Annotated in this window: 17 protein-coding genes and 1 pseudogene; 13 read left to right on the top strand and 5 right to left on the bottom strand. The window is 46.9% G+C overall.

Translation table 11 applies throughout. The features are described from left to right. A partial coding sequence (locus Q0323_RS04260; protein WP_298051837.1) for a transposase family protein occupies nucleotides 1-1,763 on the bottom strand: 1,763 nt, incomplete at its 3' end. A 1-nt stretch (nucleotide 1,764) separates the two neighbouring features. Continuing rightward, nucleotides 1,765-1,947, bottom strand: coding sequence for a hypothetical protein (locus tag Q0323_RS04255; protein ID WP_297950760.1), 183 nt, complete (start codon nucleotides 1,945-1,947; stop codon nucleotides 1,765-1,767). An 82-nt stretch (nucleotides 1,948-2,029) separates the two neighbouring features. Between Q0323_RS04255 and Q0323_RS04250 the strand changes: the two genes are divergently transcribed. Then, nucleotides 2,030-2,758, top strand: a complete 729-nt coding sequence (locus Q0323_RS04250; RefSeq protein WP_298051835.1) for a LexA family transcriptional regulator — start codon at nucleotides 2,030-2,032, stop codon at nucleotides 2,756-2,758. 23 nt (nucleotides 2,759-2,781) lie between these two features. Then, the gene (locus Q0323_RS04245; protein WP_298051834.1) at nucleotides 2,782-3,855 is read left to right on the top strand and encodes a type I restriction endonuclease; all 1,074 of its coding nucleotides are present in this window, start codon (nucleotides 2,782-2,784) and stop codon (nucleotides 3,853-3,855) included. Nucleotides 3,856-4,161: 306 nt separating this feature from the next. On the opposite strand, the gene Q0323_RS04240 is transcribed toward Q0323_RS04245, so the two are convergent. After that, nucleotides 4,162-5,544, bottom strand: coding sequence for an FAD-linked oxidase C-terminal domain-containing protein (locus Q0323_RS04240; RefSeq protein ID WP_298051831.1), 1,383 nt, complete (start codon nucleotides 5,542-5,544; stop codon nucleotides 4,162-4,164). Beyond that, entirely contained in the window at nucleotides 5,537-6,265 is a 729-nt protein-coding gene (locus tag Q0323_RS04235) for a plasminogen-binding N-terminal domain-containing protein (protein ID WP_297995600.1), read from the bottom strand. Before Q0323_RS04235 ends, Q0323_RS04240 begins: the two co-directional genes overlap by 8 nt. 138 nt (nucleotides 6,266-6,403) lie before the next feature. On the opposite strand from Q0323_RS04235, the gene Q0323_RS04230 reads away from it, so the two are divergent. The 11 genes and pseudogenes from Q0323_RS04230 (at nucleotide 6,404) to Q0323_RS04180 (ending at nucleotide 16,579) form a co-directional block, all read left to right on the top strand. After that, nucleotides 6,404-7,573 carry a peptidoglycan DD-metalloendopeptidase family protein gene (locus Q0323_RS04230; protein ID WP_005871954.1) on the top strand — a complete coding sequence of 390 codons (1,170 nt, stop codon included), beginning with the start codon at nucleotides 6,404-6,406 and terminating at the stop codon, nucleotides 7,571-7,573. An 8-nt stretch (nucleotides 7,574-7,581) separates the two neighbouring features. Further along, nucleotides 7,582-8,961: a magnesium transporter gene (mgtE, locus tag Q0323_RS04225; protein ID WP_298051828.1), complete on the top strand. Its 1,380-nt coding sequence runs from the start codon at nucleotides 7,582-7,584 to the stop codon at nucleotides 8,959-8,961. Then, entirely contained in the window at nucleotides 8,946-9,533 is a 588-nt protein-coding gene (locus Q0323_RS04220) for an NUDIX hydrolase (protein ID WP_298051827.1), read from the top strand. Before mgtE ends, Q0323_RS04220 begins: the two co-directional genes overlap by 16 nt. A gap of 67 nt (nucleotides 9,534-9,600) precedes the next feature. Then, a complete protein-coding gene (locus Q0323_RS04215; RefSeq protein ID WP_298051825.1) occupies nucleotides 9,601-10,647 on the top strand; it encodes an alpha/beta fold hydrolase in 1,047 nt (348 codons plus the stop codon). A 598-nt stretch (nucleotides 10,648-11,245) separates the two neighbouring features. After that, complete coding sequence (locus Q0323_RS04210) at nucleotides 11,246-11,863, top strand: TRIC cation channel family protein (RefSeq protein WP_295151609.1); 618 nt, start codon at nucleotides 11,246-11,248, stop codon at nucleotides 11,861-11,863. Further along, nucleotides 11,860-13,029, top strand: a complete 1,170-nt coding sequence (locus Q0323_RS04205) for an acetylornithine transaminase (protein ID WP_298051821.1) — start codon at nucleotides 11,860-11,862, stop codon at nucleotides 13,027-13,029. The genes Q0323_RS04210 and Q0323_RS04205 overlap by 4 nt, the downstream gene beginning before the upstream one ends. Continuing rightward, a complete protein-coding gene (locus Q0323_RS04200) occupies nucleotides 13,026-14,117 on the top strand; it encodes an SAM-dependent methyltransferase (RefSeq protein WP_298051819.1) in 1,092 nt (363 codons plus the stop codon). Before Q0323_RS04205 ends, Q0323_RS04200 begins: the two co-directional genes overlap by 4 nt. Next, nucleotides 14,117-14,449, top strand: coding sequence for a hypothetical protein (locus tag Q0323_RS04195; RefSeq protein ID WP_298051816.1), 333 nt, complete (start codon nucleotides 14,117-14,119; stop codon nucleotides 14,447-14,449). The genes Q0323_RS04200 and Q0323_RS04195 overlap by 1 nt, the downstream gene beginning before the upstream one ends. Then, a pseudogene (locus Q0323_RS04190) lies at nucleotides 14,442-14,807 on the top strand (RsmD family RNA methyltransferase); the annotation flags it as partial. The gene Q0323_RS04195 and the pseudogene Q0323_RS04190, both read left to right, overlap by 8 nt. Before the next feature lie 180 nt (nucleotides 14,808-14,987). Beyond that, complete coding sequence (locus Q0323_RS04185) at nucleotides 14,988-15,815, top strand: RsmD family RNA methyltransferase (RefSeq protein WP_366939551.1); 828 nt, start codon at nucleotides 14,988-14,990, stop codon at nucleotides 15,813-15,815. Beyond that, nucleotides 15,812-16,579 carry a TIGR02757 family protein gene (locus Q0323_RS04180; RefSeq protein WP_298051813.1) on the top strand — a complete coding sequence of 256 codons (768 nt, stop codon included), beginning with the start codon at nucleotides 15,812-15,814 and terminating at the stop codon, nucleotides 16,577-16,579. The genes Q0323_RS04185 and Q0323_RS04180 overlap by 4 nt, the downstream gene beginning before the upstream one ends. Nucleotides 16,580-16,587: 8 nt before the next feature. Here the strand turns inward: Q0323_RS04180 and Q0323_RS04175 are convergent, their stop codons facing one another. Then, nucleotides 16,588-17,208: a hypothetical protein gene (locus Q0323_RS04175; protein WP_297920886.1), complete on the bottom strand. Its 621-nt coding sequence runs from the start codon at nucleotides 17,206-17,208 to the stop codon at nucleotides 16,588-16,590. Between the last annotated feature and the right edge of the window lie 106 nt (nucleotides 17,209-17,314).

The raw sequence follows: 17,314 nt of genomic DNA, 5'->3' as shown, positions 1-17,314 counted from the left end.
GCGTCCATATACACAGCATCGCCTATCTTTGCACTATACGCAGCTGCGCAGGTAGTATCAAGGCGCTCAAGGTAGCGGGTGTTTAGAAATTTCTCCGCGTACATATCCATTAGCTCTTGCACCTCGCTTAGATTTTTTAGCATCGTTAGGTTTGTTTTGTAGCCTCTTTTTAATCGGCGCTCTTTTTTGGAGCGGAAAAACTCGATCGCTTGGCGCTGCGAGATGTTATGGCCGATAAAGCCGGCCAAATTTGCGCTAAAGCTATGCTGCAAAGCTCTAAAATTTCGTTCTACGTATGGCTTTAGCCAGCCGCTATAGGCTCTTACCGCCTTATATTCGATATCAAGCGCGCCCAAAACCTCTTTCATATATTCGCTCTTAAACGCCTTGCCGTTATCGCCCTTGATAACCTTCGGCTTGCCGTAGCGCACGATATATTTAGCCACGGCTCTAGCAATAGAGAGAGAATTTTCACTATCGCTGATGTGAAAAGTCGCTACCCCGCTATACGTATCGATTAGAGCGATGATGGTATAGCGCTTTTGCCACTCTTTTACATAGCTCTCAAATTCGTCTTTGTCTTTAAAGATAGTGCTGACGTTTTGCCAGCCGATTAGCTCGCAAAGCTCGCTAGCGTTGCAGATTAGATCAAGCGGGCTGCCGTCTATCTCCACGACTTCGTTTATCGTGCTTACGGCGTAGTTGCTGATACCAAGAGCCGGCAAGCCGCGACCGACCGCTCCATCCTCGCCGTAAAGGATGATGTTTTTTACCAGCTTGTTTTTGTTTAGGTAGTTGTTTACGAAGCGATTTACGACCTCATAGCTTACGATCTCGTCTCTTTTGCCTTGAAAATCCTCGAAGTTTATGAGAGAATTTTTTACCGCGTGGTAATTTAGCGCCTTGTAGATGTTTGTTATATCTACCTTGCCCATGCCGCTGCATGCGAGTATCAGTTCCACGCAAAGCGGCGCAAGACCTAGCGCGTCAAGCTTTAGGGTCTTATTATTATCCCGCTCGTCCACTAGCGCATCAAGGCCTCCTTTCTTAAATTTACGTTGCCAGTCGTAGAGCTTATTTGCGGTTACTTTTACGCAGCATATCTTTTTAGCGTTGATATACTCCAGAAAAGCAGCCTCACTTATCTTGCCTTTTGCATCTTCCCACGCCTTGATTACGTCGTATTTTTCAAAAGCGGCCTTGCGTTTTTTATCCGAGCAAGTAGCGATAGCAGGCAAATTTGCGGCGCTCGCGTCGCTATCTCCATTTAAAACCCCTTTATTACCTTTTCTATCTCGAGCGATAAATCTATTATTTCCAAGCATATTTGCGTTAGCTTTTTGCTCTTTTCCTCGTCCCCTAAAAGCATTGCGAACTCTCTCACATAAGCCGTCAAGCTCTCCATCCTGTGCTTGATCTCCTCTGTAGTTAGATCTACAATAAAGTCCTTGAGCATCATCTTCTCCTTTAGTGAAATTTAGCGGACGGACGGAGGCGGTAGTATTAACCAAATTTACCACGGAAGCATTGTCCGCCTGCGAAATTTCGCTGTTTTTATCATTTATCAAATTATCATCAATCCAAATTTGAAGGGTTTTGCCACCCGCACCACCTATATTCCCGCTAATCCTATTAAACAGACAATTTTGTCCGTTAATAATGCAAAATTTTTTGCCTACCCTCTCAGCTCTTTGAGTGGCTTTTTTGATAGTATCGTATTTTACGCTCAAAATTTCAGCCGCGCGTTTTGAATTTACCCACATTTTAGGCTACTTTCACACCTAGTTTTTTGAAGGTATTTTTGGCTTTTTTAGAGAAGTATCCGTTTAAAATGCTGTCGTAGCTTAACTTATTTTCTCGGCAAAATCTTCTTAGCGTTTTGCCGGTCTTTACCTGAACCTGCTCAGCTACGCCGCCTTTTTTAACATTGCCGATTAAATCCATCATTTCTTTAAGCTTCCTTTGATATAATTTTGGTATCGATGTCGAAATTATACGACAATTTTGTCTGTTTGTCAAGGGGTAGAGTATGGGAATAGGACAAAAAATTCGCTTTTTTAGGGAAGAAAGAAATTTAACTCAACAAGAGTTAGCAACTTTAGCGGGAGTATCCGATAAAACGATACAAAGATATGAAAAATCAAACGATGAAAATTTAACCACCAATGTTATAAAAAAAATCGCTAAAGGATTAAATTTAGATATTGATGCTCTAACGCAGCAAGGAATAAAACTAGGTGTCCCCCAACCTGTCCCTCTATCCACCATCCAATTTAAAGAAGAAGTGTCCCTCAATACAAAAATTTTGTCCCCCAAAACTTCAAACCTTAAAGAAACCGAGACGGACCAAATTTTTATCCGCAAGCTTAGCTCATCCGTAGGCGCCGGCGAAAGCGTCGATATAAACGGCATAGAGATCTACGACACCGATGTATTGGTGCCTTTCTCTCGGATGCTTTTTAAGGTATGCCCTAAAAATACAAATAGAATCCGCTGCATGCCGGTAGAGGGCTACTCCATGGTGCCGATGCTTTACCCCGATAGCTGGGTGATTGTGGACGTCACGGCAAAATTTGAAGGAGACGGGCTATATATCGTCAACTACTGCGACCATTTTATGGTGAAGCTGCTACAAAAGAGCCCCGACGGCGTACTGCACATAAAAAGCGTTAATAAAGAATACGATAGCTACGAGATAGGACCGGATAGCGATTTGCAAGTATATATCGTCGGCAAGGTCCTACGTTGCGTAATATGAAATCAATATAAAAGGATAAATTTATGGATTTATATGAGGATTTACAGCGCCTGGGTGCTCGAATATCGAGCATCAAGGACTCCGTGCAAACCGAAGAGGCCACGAAACACTCGTTTGTGATGCCGTTTTTTCAAATTTTAGGCTACGATATATTTGACCCTAACGTCATAGTGCCTGAATTTACCGCGGACGTAGGCATAAAAAAGGGCGAAAAGGTAGATTACGCCATAATGTATGATGGCAAGCCGCTCATCATCGTAGAGGTCAAGAAGCACACCGAAGTGTTAGACAATCATTCAAGCCAACTCTATCGATATTTCGGCGTTACGGACGCTAAATTTGCATTGCTGACCAACGGCGTAGAGTATCGCTTTTACTCCGATATCAACAAGGAAAACAAGCTCGACGATAGCCCCTTTCTTATCGTAAATCTCGATGACCTCAATAAACGTGATGTAAAGGCCCTTGAACGTTTCACAAAAAGCGATTTAAATATCAGCTCGATACTGGAGATGGCGAATAAGCAGCGCCGCATACTTGAGATAAAAAAGATATTTGAGGAAGAAACCGCTAAACCTAGCGATGATTTGGCTAGAATGTTTGCCTGCAGAATACTTCCACAAGGAACGCGCATAACCGGAAGTGTGCTAGAGGACTTTAAGAGCTATACAAAAACCGCTCTGAGTGAGATAGTGACCGATCTTGCCTCAAAAAAGATAAATTCTGTACGTGCGGGCTTAACGGCAAATATCACGGACGAGGATGACGAAAGTAGTAATGATGAAGCCAAGATTGTAACTACACAAGATGAGCTGCAGGGCTTTTTTATCATCAAATCAATACTGGGCGAATATGTGGAGCTTGATAAAATTTATGCAAGGGATACTCAAAGCTATTTTGGAGTACTCTTTGACGACAATAACCGCAAATGGATAGCTAGATTGCACTTTAATACGGCGAAGAAATATATTGGCATTCACGAGATAGAAAAACAAGAGACTAGATATCCGCTCGAAAAGCTCGAAGATATTTATAAATTTAGAGATAATCTTATCGCCACGCTCAAAAGAGTGCAGGGCACAGAGAGCGCGGAATGATAAAATGCTTTTAATGCCCATTTAAACGGGTGTTAAAAGCGGTGTAAAATTTCGTAAGGTTTTTGTCAAAAAATTTAAATCGAATTTTGCCACTTTGATTTTGAATAAATTTGCTCCCAATCCCTATCCTTGGGCGACTATCTCAAATTTTTTCTCACTTTGACTTCTGACAAAACTTTACAAATAAACCAAATTGTAAGCAAGATAAATTTTAAGTAGGCATATTGTAAGAAAGTAAAATTTTAGATGAGATAAGTGGAATAAATCGATTTCAAATCACCGTAGAAGTTGGATGACAGTCCTAATTTAAAGCCCCATTTTTCCGGGATTTAAGATGCCTTTTGGATCGAAAGCCCTTTTGATTGTGCGAAATAGCTCCATCTCTGCTGCGCTAAAAGCTAGTGGCATAAATTCTGCTTTGCTTAGCCCGATGCCGTGCTCGCCGCTGAGCGTACCGCCAAGATTAACTGCAGCTTTGAAAATTTCGGTGATTGCGTCATGTCCGCGTCGCACCTGAGCTTCGTCCTTTTTGTCGGCGACCATGACGTTGGTGTGGACGTTGCCATCGCCCGTGTGCCCGAAGCAGGGCACGCGCACGCCGTATTTATCGCCGATGCGCGCGATACGGCGCAGTAGCTCGGGCAGCTGCGAGCGCGGGACGGTGATGTCCTCATTTAGCTTAAGCGTGCCGTAGATATTGATCGCCTGCGAGCAGTTGCGTCTCGCAAACCAAATGCCCGCACGCTCTTCTTCGCTTTCTGCGATGCGAAAGTCGCTCGCGCCGTTTTGAACGAAAATTTCTTTTATGAGTGCGAGCTCCTCCAAAAGCACTGCTTCTAAATTGCCGTCTGTTTCGCAGATCAAAATCGCGCCCGCGCCCTTCGGCAAGCCTTTATGAAATTTCTCCTCGACCGCGGCTATGCACAGCGCGTCTAAAAATTCCATCGCCACGGGCGTGATACCGGCTGCCATTGTCTTATACACGGCATTCATTGCTGCATCTACGCTAGGAAAAACGCCCATCGCGGTCTTTTTAAGCTTTGGCATCGGGATTAGTTTGAGCGTGATTTCGGTGATGATGGCAAGCGCGCCTTCGCTTGCGATTAAAATTCCTGCCACGTTGAAGCCTGCGACATCTTTTATAGTGCGTTTGCCCGCTCGGATCACCTCTCCATTAGGCAGTACCGCACGCAGTGCCATTACGTAGTCTTTGGTGATGCCGTATTTTGCGGCGCGCATGCCACCGGAGTTTTCGGCGACGTTGCCTCCTAGCGTGGAATAATCCTGGCTTGCGGGATCGGGCGGATAAAAAAGCCCGCGCGCTGCGGCTGCTTTTTGCAGATCGATATTTATGCAGCCGGGTTGGACTACGGCGAGTAGATTTTGCATGTCGATTTCTAGAATTTTATTCATATGTTTTTCAAATGCTAAAATCACTCCGCCGTTTGCGGCTAAAGATCCGCCCGTAAAGCCGCTACCTGCGCCTCTTGGAACTATGGGGATTAAATTTTCGTTGCAGAATTTTAAAATTTGACTGACATCGTCCTCACTTCGCGGGAAAAGCACGCCGTCCGGCAGACAGCGTCTTTTCGTCGCGTCGTAGCAGTATGCCGTGCGATGAGCCTCGTCAAAATAGGCGTTATCCGCGCCTAATAGATTTGTAAAAAACGCTCGCGCAGCGCTATTCATCGCCGTCTAAGCCCAGCAAATAGCGGTAGTGCTTGTCGTAATCGCTGATCGGGCCGTTAGTAAAGTCCCAAATGACGGTCTTTATCTCGCCCACGCGTGAGTAAAACGGCAGCTGATAATAAGCCACGCTGCCGCTAGCGAACGTGCGCAAAGGCTTGAAGCTGCCGCAGTCGGCAAATACGCCTTGTTTATCCATCGCGATAAAAATCAGTCCGGCGCTGTTTTGCGCGCAAATTTTACGAAAATCGTCTCGGCTGGGATTTGGCTTGTGGTTGTAGCTAAGATAGGCGCCGCCAAGATCTGGGTGGATAAAATTTATATTAGGGAAAGCCTTGATAACCTGCTCGTAAATTTCAGCGTTAGGCGCGACGATTATGGCGCGGTCATAGAGGAAATTTAAGATCACTTTATCGCCGCTTGAGGGTAAAATTTTAGGCAGTGGCAGTGCCTCTTGAGCTAACATATCAAAGACCTCAAATCGCACCTTTGCCTTGCCTGCGCTTTTTTGTGTCACGACGGCACGCGCGATGATGGAGCTTGCGCCGCTACCGAAATTATGCATCACCACTCCGCTGCTACCTACGGCAATCGTAGGGCTATCTGTGATCTCGCCCGAACCATCCGCTACGCTAAGTAGGGCGGTTTCGTATCGCGGCATGTTAAATTCCGCCCCTATCGCCGCGCTTAAAAATAGACCTAAAATAAGTAAAGCTTTTTTCAAAATTCTACTCCTGAATAAAATTTCGGCTAATTATACATAAAACTTTGAAATTAGCGATAAAATTCCGCGGTATTTACGAAATATAAGAGTTTTTTCGTTACAATCCCGCCTTAAAATAATATTTCAAAGCGGTTTTATATGACTAGAATTTTTATATTGCTTTTTCTGTGGATAGGCGTAGTTTTTGCGAATAACCCCAGCGTAGAGAAGTTTGCCTGGCCAGATGGCGTGAGTCTGCTGCAATTTATGGAAACCGCGGGCATCCCCGCATCTGTATATTACGACCTGGATAAAGAAGACCAAGAGCTTGCCGCTGAGGTGCGAGCGGGCGTGGAGTGTCAAATTTTGCGTGATCCAGCAGGTCGCGTCTCCCAGCTGTTAATCCCCGTCAGTGAGGAGCTTCAGATCCACATTTACCGCGATAAATTCGGCACTTTTAGATTCGTTTATACTCCGATAGTTTATGAGGAAAACAGCTACTCTTTAGGAATTCAGATCGAAAGCTCGCCCTATCAAGACATCATCAAAGCTACGGGCAATGCGGCTTTAGCGAATGAGTTTATGCTTGTTTTTAAAAATGAGGTAAATTTTAAAAAGCTGCAAAAGGGCGATCGGCTTGTGATCTTGTATGAGCAAAAAACGCGCCTTGGCAAGCCTTTTGGCGGAGTAAATATCACCGCAGGAATGATCGAGGAAAATAAAAAGCCCAAATCGCTATATTTTTTCGATGATAAATACTACGATCGAAGCGGTAAAAAGGTCGAATCTTTTCTACTTATCACGCCGCTTGTTTATACTAGAATTTCATCCTATTTTACCCCTAAAAGATTTCATCCGATTTTAAAGCGATATCGTGCGCATTTGGGCGTGGATTATGCAGCTCCCAAAGGCACTAGGGTAAATGCAGCAGGAGCGGGTAAGATTAGCTTCGTAGGGCGTAAAAACGGCTACGGCAACACCGTAGAGATCAACCACGGCGGCGGTATCAGCACGCTTTATGCGCATCTTAGCGGCTTTGCTAGCGGCACAAAAGCAGGCGTTAGTGTCAAGCAAGGTCAGTTAATCGCCTACGTAGGCTCGACCGGGCTTAGTTCGGGACCGCATCTGCACTTCGGACTTTATAAAAATAAGCAGGCTATAGATCCGCTCAAGGTAGTCAAGATTGAAAAAACTAACGTCATAAGCGCCGAAGAGCTTAAATTTAAAGCTCTCGTCAAAGATATGGACGCCAGAATGGCTGCGGCTAAAGACGGCTCGAAAAACCCTGCTAAATTTGAAAACTACGAGTCGCTTATCACGATAAATTAAGGCTGAAAATGGAAAATAAAGAGCAGCTGGACGACGTCGAGGAAGCCAAAGCGCTTCTTGATGCGCACTTGGACGATACGCTTGAGCATGAGCTGAGTGCCGCCGATCTTACGGAGCATTTAAAAACTCTAAAAAAGCACGACGAAGAAAAATACGTAGAATTCTTAAAAAAGCTAGATCCTGAGGATCTTGCCGATGCTGCGCTTGAGATGCCCGAGCATATGCTCGAAGATGTCATCGAAACTCTGCCTCACGAAAAGATCGTCAAAGCGATCGAGGAGCTCGAAAGCGACGATCAGGCAGAGCTTTTGCAAAACATCGGCGAAATCGACGAGGACAAGGCCGAGCAGATTTTCTATGGGCTTGACGAGGACGATCGTCACGATATTCTTACTATCTCCAAATATAGCGAAGATGAGGCGGGCGCGTATATGCAGACCGAGGTCTTTAGCGCGAGGCAGGATCAGACCCTGGGGCAGGCGGTCGAGATGCTACGCGTTATGCGCGAAAAGGATGAGATCGAGAATGTCTTTCAGCTCTTCGTGCTCGATAAAAAGGGGCATCTGCTTACTACCTTTTCGACGTCCGATCTGATTTTATATGATTTTTCGCTCACGCTGGAGCAAATTTCACGAAAATTCGGCGCCGAAAATAAAATCCACTTCGCCACCGATACCGATAAGATCGACGATGTGATCAAGGACTTTGAAGAATTCGATCTTAACGTCATCCCCGTTGTCGATGCTAACGGCGTGCTTATCGGGCGTATCACCGCCGATGATATCCACGATCTCATCCAGGAGCGCGCTACTGAGCAAATTTACAACCTCGCGGGCGTCGATGACGAAGCCGAAGACGACGAGACTACGATCTTTAAGGCGGGTCGCGCGCGCGCTGTGTGGCTAGCGGTAAATTTATGCACGGCGATCGTAAGCTCCACGATCATCGGACTTTTTGACGCCACTATCGAAAAGCTGGTCGCACTTGCCGTGCTTATGCCGATAGTTGCCTCCATGGGCGGCAATACCGGCACGCAGGCGCTTACCGTAACCGTGCGCCGCCTAGCCTTGGGCGAGATAGCATTTAAAGACAAAAAGCAGGTTCTCTTTCGCGAGATCACGATCGCTTTCATAAATGGTCTAATTTTTGCCACGCTAATGGGGCTGGTGGCGTATTTTTGGTTCGGCATTAAGCTTTTGGGGCTGGTGATTGCGATGTCGATGGTGCTAAATTTAACGCTAGCGGGGCTTTTCGGCGCCGTCATTCCGATCACGCTTAAAAAATTAAATATCGATCCCGCCGTCGGTAGCTCCGTGCTGCTTACTACGGTGACGGACATCGTGGGGTTTTTTAGCTTTTTAGGACTTGCGACATGGATACTACTATAAAAAATTTTAAAATTTCCGAGCTTAAAAGCTCCAATTTCGTTAAACCCTTTCGCTTAAGCTTCGAAATGGACGGCGTAGCGCGCGCGTGGGACTGCGTCAAAGTGCACGATAGCGTCTCGATTTTGCTCTACCATATGCAGCGCGACGCGCTTTTGCTCGTTAAGCAGTTTCGCCCCAGCGTGTGGTTTTATCAAGAGGAAAATTTAATAAATTCGCCCGAAAAGGGCTACACCTATGAGCTTTGCGCTGGCATTTTGGACAAGGGTATCAGCGAGGAGCAAACGGCGATCGAAGAGGTACTCGAAGAGACTGGCTATGCCGTGAAGGATCTGAAATTTATCACGAGCTACTACAGCGCCCTGGGCTTTGCGGCGAACCGTCAAATTTTATACTTCGCGCGTATCGACGAATCGATGAAGCTAGGTCGCGGCGGCGGCGTGGACGGCGAGAAGATCGAGCTTTTCTACCTGCCTGCGACCAAGGCGCGGGAGTTTATGTTTGACGAAAAGATCGTGCGCGCGCCAGGGCTGATCTTGGCATTTCAATGGTTTTTGAGCGAGTTTAAAGCTTAGCGGCGAGACGGAATTTCGCGTGCTGCTGCGCATTTTTGCGTCTCGGCTTTAAATTTAAAGGACGGCGATGAGGGTTTTACTTAGGCTGTGCGTTATCGCGGCGTGCCTTTATACGGCGATCGCGGCGGGACTTTATATCTTTCAGGAGCGGCTGATATTTTTGGGCGAGCCGTTAGATAAAAACTTCAAATTTAGCTTTGAAAATTCCGAATTTGCAGGACTTGTAAACGCTCCCGAGAGCGGCGCACATTTAGATATGCAGGCGTCCGTTACGCAAAATGACGCCTCTACAAACGGCGGCGCGGACGAAAACGCTTCGGCGGCGGGTGACGTAAAGGAAAACGGCGCCGCTGCGGGCGAGATCAAAAATAAAAGCGCTCAAACTAGCGGCGAGCAGGGCGTAGAAAACATCGTAGGAAACGGCGCTGCAGGCAATAACGCAAACGCCGCTTCAGTAAAATTTCAAGAGATCAATATCCCGTTTGGGGGCGGGTCTATAAACGGGCTGAAATTTAGCGCGGCAGAGCCTAAAGGCGCGATTTTGTTCTTTCACGGCAACTTCGGCGACGTGAGCGGCTGGGGCGCATACGGCGCGGATTTTGCGGCTTTGGGATATGATTTTTATATTTTCGACTACCCTGGCTACGGCAAATCGGACGGCAAAATTTCATCGCAGCAGCAGCTTTTGGCGAGCGCGGATGCGATGAGCCGTTACGTTTTGGCGCAGCATTCGCCCAAGAGGCTCGCGATGATAGGCTACTCGATCGGAAGCGGCATCGCGGCACAGCAGGCTGCGAAGTGGGATGCGGCGCAGCTGATTTTGCTCGCGCCATATTTTAGCTTCGAGCGGCTCGCGCACGAAAAGATCCCCTTTGTGCCGAAATTTTTGATCCGATATAAGATTCCGACCGCGGAATTTCTGCAAGCGGCGCGCAGCACGCAGATCACGCTCATCCACGGCGCCGCCGACGAGCTGATACCGGTGCACCACTCGTATGATCTTGCGGGATCTCTTAAGGCGGGCGATCTATTTTACGAAATAGCCGCCGCGCCGCATAATGGACTGCTGGCAATGCCAGGTATTTGGGAAATTTTAAAAGAGCGGCTGCGCTAATTTAACGGCGGCTCGGCGTAAAATTCCATGCAGAATTCGACCGCTAAATTTTAAAATTTTACGTAGAATTCCGCGCGGGCTAGGTCAGCGTAAAATTTCATGAAATTTTATAGCGGCAAAGCACGGCGCCAAAATAAGGGCGCAATTTCAAATCAAAATTTATGCGCCGTTAGCTGCCAAATATAAAGCCGGTCTCGTTGGCGCTAAATTCTTTCTAGCGCGCACGTACCGTAAATTTAAAACTAAAATTTGCGCCAGGCCACGACGCTGTATGTTTTAGCCGCTATAAAATTCTGTGAAATTTTATCCCGCGGGCATTTATAAATTTCAAGAAATTTCAAGTCCAAATTTTATATTTGCGCGGAAGCGACGCCGTATGTTAGCCTTGTAGAATTCTGCCGCGTAGAATTTTACCTAGCGAAATTCTGTCTCGCAAAATTCTATCTCGTAGAATTTTAATTCGCTACGCTCAAATTTTATCCGCCGCTCTGAAATTTATACCGCCGCACCTAAATTTCTCCAGCCCGTCGCGCTTTACCGAAATTTATATTTAGTTGTTGTAAAATGCGTTTTTAAAAGGATTTTAGCGGGTTGTGATATGAGTATTTTGGAGCTTACGGAGTGCGTAGGCATCGCTTCGGCGGCGCTTAGCGGGTTTTTATTCGGCGTAAAGAAGGGCTGCGATTGGCTTGGGATCTTTATCGCGGCGTTTTTGACAGCGCTTGGCGGCGGGATCATGCGCGATACCTTGGTAAGCCGCGAGATCTACTCGTTTACGCACTATGCGCCCGTAACGATCGTGCTTGCGGTAAGCGCCGTAGCCATTTTTGCCAAACTTTACGAAAACCGCGATTTGGAGGGTAAATTTTTATTTATTCTAACCGATGCGATCGACGTCGTAAGCTTTTCGATCGTGGGAGCGATGGTCGCGCTAAGCTACAATCACAACGTTTTCGGCGTGGTGCTAATCGCATTTTGCAACGGCGTGGGCGGCGGTATTTTGCGCGACGTGTTGCTGAACGAAGTGCCGTGGTTTTTGCATACGGGGCTTTATGGCACGATAAGTATGGGCGTGGGCTTGATATATTTCGTGCTTGATGGATTGGGGCTTAGCGGCGTAGTTTCGGTGCTTATTTTGCTGGTTTTAGGGGTTGCGTTTCGCATGATGGCTTATTACAAATCTTGGCATCTGCCTAAAGTGGAGTATAAAAAATGAACTATTTGATGGATAATTTCGCGCGCGTAAACGTGGCGCTAGTAAGAGGCGAGGGCTCGATAGTCTATGACGAAGCGGGCAAGGACTACGTGGATTTCGGCGCAGGCATCGGCGTAAACTGTCTGGGGCACGCAAATGAAATCGTGCTGGAAGCGATCGGCACGCAAGCCGCGCAGATCATCCACGGCTCGAATATCTATAGAATTCTGCCCCAAGAAGCCCTGGCTCAAAAGGTTAGCGAGCTTTTGGGGTATCGCAGCTACGCGGTGTTTTGTAACTCTGGCGCGGAGGCGAACGAAGCGGCTATCAAAATGGCGCGCAAATACGGCACCGTAAATTTTCCTAATAAAAAATTTGAAATTCTAACTCTGCGAAATTCCTTCCACGGCCGCACGCTAGCGACGTTGCAAGCTACGGGGCAGGAGAAATTTCATCCCGAAATTTTTGCGCCCTATATGCCAGGATTTAAATTTTTCGACGATATCGAGGAGATCATCGCGCACATCGATGAAAACAGCGTCGCCGTGATGATCGAGCTTGTTCAGGGCGAGGGCGGTATCAAGCCTCTGGATAAGGCGAGCGTGCAAAGGCTGGCGGCGGTTTTGAAAGAGAAAAAGCTGCTTTTGATCACCGACGAGGTGCAGTGCGGCGTATATCGCACGGGCGAGTTTGCGACGTCGCAAATTTACGGCATCCGTCCCGACATCATCACCTTTGCCAAAGGGCTTGCGGGCGGCGTGCCGATCGGCGCGTGCGTGGCGCAGCAAAACATTTTCGCTCCGGGCGAGCACGGCAGCACCTTCGGCGGTAACTTTTTGGCGACCTCTACGGCGCTTGCGGTGCTTTCGCAGCTTCAGTTTTTAAAAGCGAGCGGTAAGCTTGATAAGACTATAAAAAGATTTATCAAAAAACTAGACGCCATCGCCGCAGACTATCCTAGCCTGATCGAAAAGCGCGTGGGGCTCGGTCTGATGCAAGGCCTCGTGCTGCGCGATGAAAAAAATCTGGGCGAGATCTTTAACAAAGCCCTGCAAAACGGACTTTTGATCCTAAAATCCGGCAAGCGCACCCTTAGATTTTTGCCTGCGCTAAATATCAAAAAACCGGAGATCAAAGAGGGCTTTGCGCGTCTACGCAAGAGCTTGGATGAGATAGTGCGGGCGTGAAATTTAGCGATTTTTTCGAGGGCTGGCTAAACGAGAGCTACTACGCAAATGCTGCTAAAATCGGCAAGAGCGGCGATTTTTACACTGCCGTAAGCATAGGGAGCTTCTTCGGTATCTGCATCGCGCGCGAAATTTTACGCCTAAGCGCGGATTTTTGCGCGACGCAAGAGTTAAGCTTAGACGCGGCGCCGAGCTCAAATAGGTCGCGGCAAAATCTTGCGGCGAGCGAGCTAAATTTAGACGCTGCGCCTGCAAAAAAGTCGCAAAATAGCGCCAAAATCGCTATCGTAGAGATCGGCTCGCACGACGGGCGGCTGCTTTGCGACATAGCGCAAGCTATCTTTACGCTGGGCGGCGCGGCGGCGCTTGATAAATTTAGCTTTGCGATTATCGAGCCGCACGAGCGCCTGCGCGAGCTGCAGCGGGCGAGCTTTGCGGAGAGCTTCGGCGACGAGATCGCGCTAAAGCATTTCACAAGCGCGCATGAGGCGAAATTTAAAGATGCGATCTTTGTGGCAAACGAGCTTTTCGACGCCTTTAAATGCGAGGCGGTGGACGGCGAAAATATGCTTTTTATCGAAAGCGGCGCGGCAAAATTTGCTCCCATAAAAGAACGTGAAATTTTAACCCTCGCGCGCAGATTCGGCATCTCGCGCGGCGAAATCCCGGTCGGATACTTTCGCTTCGCCCGCGAAATTTGCGCCAGCGCGCAGCGGTTTTATTTCATAGCCTTCGATTACGGACAGATGGGCGCTAGCGGCGATTTTAGCCTGCGGATCTACCGAAACCACGAGGTTTTTAGCTTCTTTGAGGTGCAAAGTTTAAGCGATTTTTACGGCAAGAGTGATCTTACCTACGACGTAAATTTTGAAATTTTGCGCGCAGCGTTTGAGGATGCGGGCGCCGTGACGGCGGATTTTAAAAGACAGATCGCGGCTCTCATAGACTTCGGCGCGGTCCAGCTTTTAGAGCTTTTTATGCAAAAAAGCGGCGAGAGGGGCTATCATAACGCGCTTTTGGAGTTCAATCACCTGCGCGCTGAGTTTGGCGAGAAGTTTAAGATGATAAAATTTAAAAAGGGGCTTTGATGAAAGCTTTTATCGATTGTGACTGCGAAATTTTGCAAAAGACGCTGGAGTTGTTTTTAAAAGGTCATGCTGCAAGTGCGCAGGATTGCGACTTTATGATAAGCGACGAGCCGCAAAGCTCGGCAAAACCGCTATTTTTGATCGGCGAGGACGGGGATTTGGCGCTGCCGTTTTCCAAGCAGATGTTGTTATCGAGGCTAGAGGATTTTCAAAGCTCGCTACGGGTGGATCTTAGTGGATACGACGCGGCGAGTGCGGAAGATGAAATTTGCGCGCTATTTGATGAGTTCAAGGCAAAAATCATCGAAATTTTAAGAAGGCAAAATGGCTAAATTTTCCAAATCCGGCGGCATGCTCTTTACGCAAATCTCAAGCGGCATTTATAGGGGCAAAAAGCTCGCTCTGCCCGCGTTTTCGAGTACGCGCAGCACAAAAAGCATCGTAAAAGGCTCGTTTTTCGATACGTGGCGAGCGCAGTTGCGCGGCGCGGCGTTTATCGAGTGCTTCGGCGGCAGCGGTGCGATGGCGCTTGAAGCGCTAAGCAACGGCGCAAAAAACATTTATGCGATCGAAAAGGACGTCGCCGCGCATAAGATAATGCGGAAAAATTTCGAGCTTTTCGGGCTCGGCGCAAATGCGATTTTGGGCGATTGCTTCGAGCGACTACCAGAAATTTTGCACGAGCTGCAAGCGAATGTGAACGGACACTCGGGCGCGAATTCGTTAAATTTAAGCGGCAAAAATTTCGAAAACCATGCCGACGACGGCACCTGCTGTAAAAATTCAAGCAGCGAAAAAGAGGGCTGTCGCAAAAGCTTTAGCGACGTAGAGCAGGGAGAGAACGGATACCGCGCCGCGCAAAACGTTGGAATGGAAGGCGGCACGCAAAGCGGCGTAAAAAATTTAGCTAAATGCGGCATGCGAAGCAGTGTGCCTGACAGCGCTCAAAATGGCGCGCAGAGCGGCGTAAATGATGATTACGCAGGAGTGGAGGGCTTTGGCGATTGTGCCCAGATTGGCGATTGTGCGGGTGCTTCTAGCATAAAATACCGCGTGAATTCGCTAGCCACGGACGCCGCAAGCTTTGGCGAAAAGGTTGACGCTAGCTCCGCTTCGAAATACGACGCTAGCGGCACCGAGACCGCTAATTGCAACTTAAATTTAAGCTCAAAATGCGGCGAGAGCTCTAATTTTGACGCAAATCGCGGTACGGGCTTAGGCGCGAGCTGTGAAGAGAAAGAAAGCTTAAATTTGAGCGAAAATTTTGACGCGGGTTGTGGAGAAAATTTACATTCAAGCATAAATTTAACCCACGATTCAAGAAAAAATTTCGCCGCTAATTCCCACGAAAATTTTGTCTGCAGTTTAGGTGAAAGTGCTGCCGCAAATGGTTTAAGCGAAAGCCCTGCTGAAAATTCTAGCGAAAGCCATACCGCAAATTCCAAAGAAAATTCCATCTCCGATCCCGCGCGCAGAGTGTTTGTATATCTAGACCCGCCGTTTGCGATCAGGCAGGGTTTTGGCGAGATTTACGAGCGCGTGTTGGCGCTGATAGCGCGCCTAGGCTCCGCGCAGTGTGAGCTGCTAATCGCGATCGAGCATATGAGCGAGCTTGAGCTGCCGCCGAAAATCGGCGATTTCACGCTGCTTAAATCGCGCAAATTCGGCGCTACGACGATGAGCTACTACGCAAAATGAAAAGCTTAAAGCAAATTTTAGATTATTACGCTGATTTAAAAAATTGCGACGTGGATCTTTTCGGCGCGCCCGATCCGCTGCAGGTCGCAAAGGGACATCGAAACGACGTCGTAGCGCTTATCTGCGCGCTGTTTGCTTACGGTAACGCGGCTCAAATTTTAAAATTCCTCCACTCGCTTGATTTTTCGCTTTTAGACGGGAGCGATGAGCGCATTGGCGCGGAGCTTGCGGGCAAAAAATATAGATTTCAAAGCCCGCGCGACGTCGCTGAAATTTTTATAACTTTAAAGCGGCTTAAAAATAGCCTTAGCATCGAGGAGAGCGTGCTTTGCGGCATGCAAAAAAGCGGACGGATCGAGGATGGGATAAATTTTTTAATCGGCGAGATTTACAAATTAAATCCTTATCGCAGCCCAGGATATGAGTTTTTTTTCGGGCGCGGCTTCGCGCAAAAGCCCACGTCGCCGTATAAGCGCTACAATCTTTTCCTGCGCTGGGCGGTGCGCGACAGCGACATCGATCTGGGGCTGTACAAAAAGATCGAAAAATCGCGCCTCCTCATCCCGCTCGATACCCATACGCATAAAGTTTCGCTTAAGCTTGGGCTGATCGATCGCAAGAGTTACGATTTTGAGGCGGTTTTACAGCTTACGCAAAGCTTAGGACGCTTCGATCCGAGTGACCCTATCAAATACGACTTCGCGCTGTATCGCCTCGGACAGAGCGGCGAGATAGATAAAATTTTACCTTCACTGCTTGATTAATTCTAGCTTTAATTGCACATACCGAATGGACCAAAACACTCAGAGAATAATCTATTCTTTTGAATTATATTTTCTCCTGGATAGATAATAATTTCGTGTCCTTGCTTTTGCCAGATTTGTCCATTTTTTGCGCTTATGGTAGATACATCTAAGTGAGCTGTTGAGCCATAGACTAAATATATTTTATCAAATATATCACTATAGCCTAGATAATGAAAAAACGGCGCAGCAAACGTGATTTTTTTGAATTCCGTTAGATTGCTATCTTGAGCGACACAATTGGATTTATTGGAGGGTTTGTAGCCGTTTTCAATGAGTTTTTTTTCTGCTATGCCGTTAGTAGAATTTAACTTTACGTAATGAACATAGCAGATTTCATCTAGACTATCTGCGGCATTTGGTTGAATTTTTCTACGATACAAAAGTAATCCATCCATATCTGCATTGTCTGTTAAAATATTCAATTCTTCAAAATTATTGCTCTTTACGTTCCAAAAATCATTATATGGTTTTAAATAAATTGACGCAATAATAAATGCTATTATTAATATGATGATTGCCCCTAAAATAGATACGCTTATGATGAAAATTTTTAAAATCAGATCTATGATTTTTTTGAAACTATTCATTTTTATCCTTATTTTTTACTATTATAGCATACGATTTGCTATTGCGATGTACGGCGGTTAAAATTTAAGTTCACCTTTTGTAAAATATTGGAAATTAAAAAGGGAC

The sequence above is a fragment of the uncultured Campylobacter sp. genome, from assembly GCF_938030145.1.
In the GTDB taxonomy this organism is placed as follows: domain Bacteria; phylum Campylobacterota; class Campylobacteria; order Campylobacterales; family Campylobacteraceae; genus Campylobacter_B.
The sequence above is the reverse complement of the archived record's forward strand: the minus strand, read 5'-3'. Positions and strand labels throughout refer to the sequence as shown.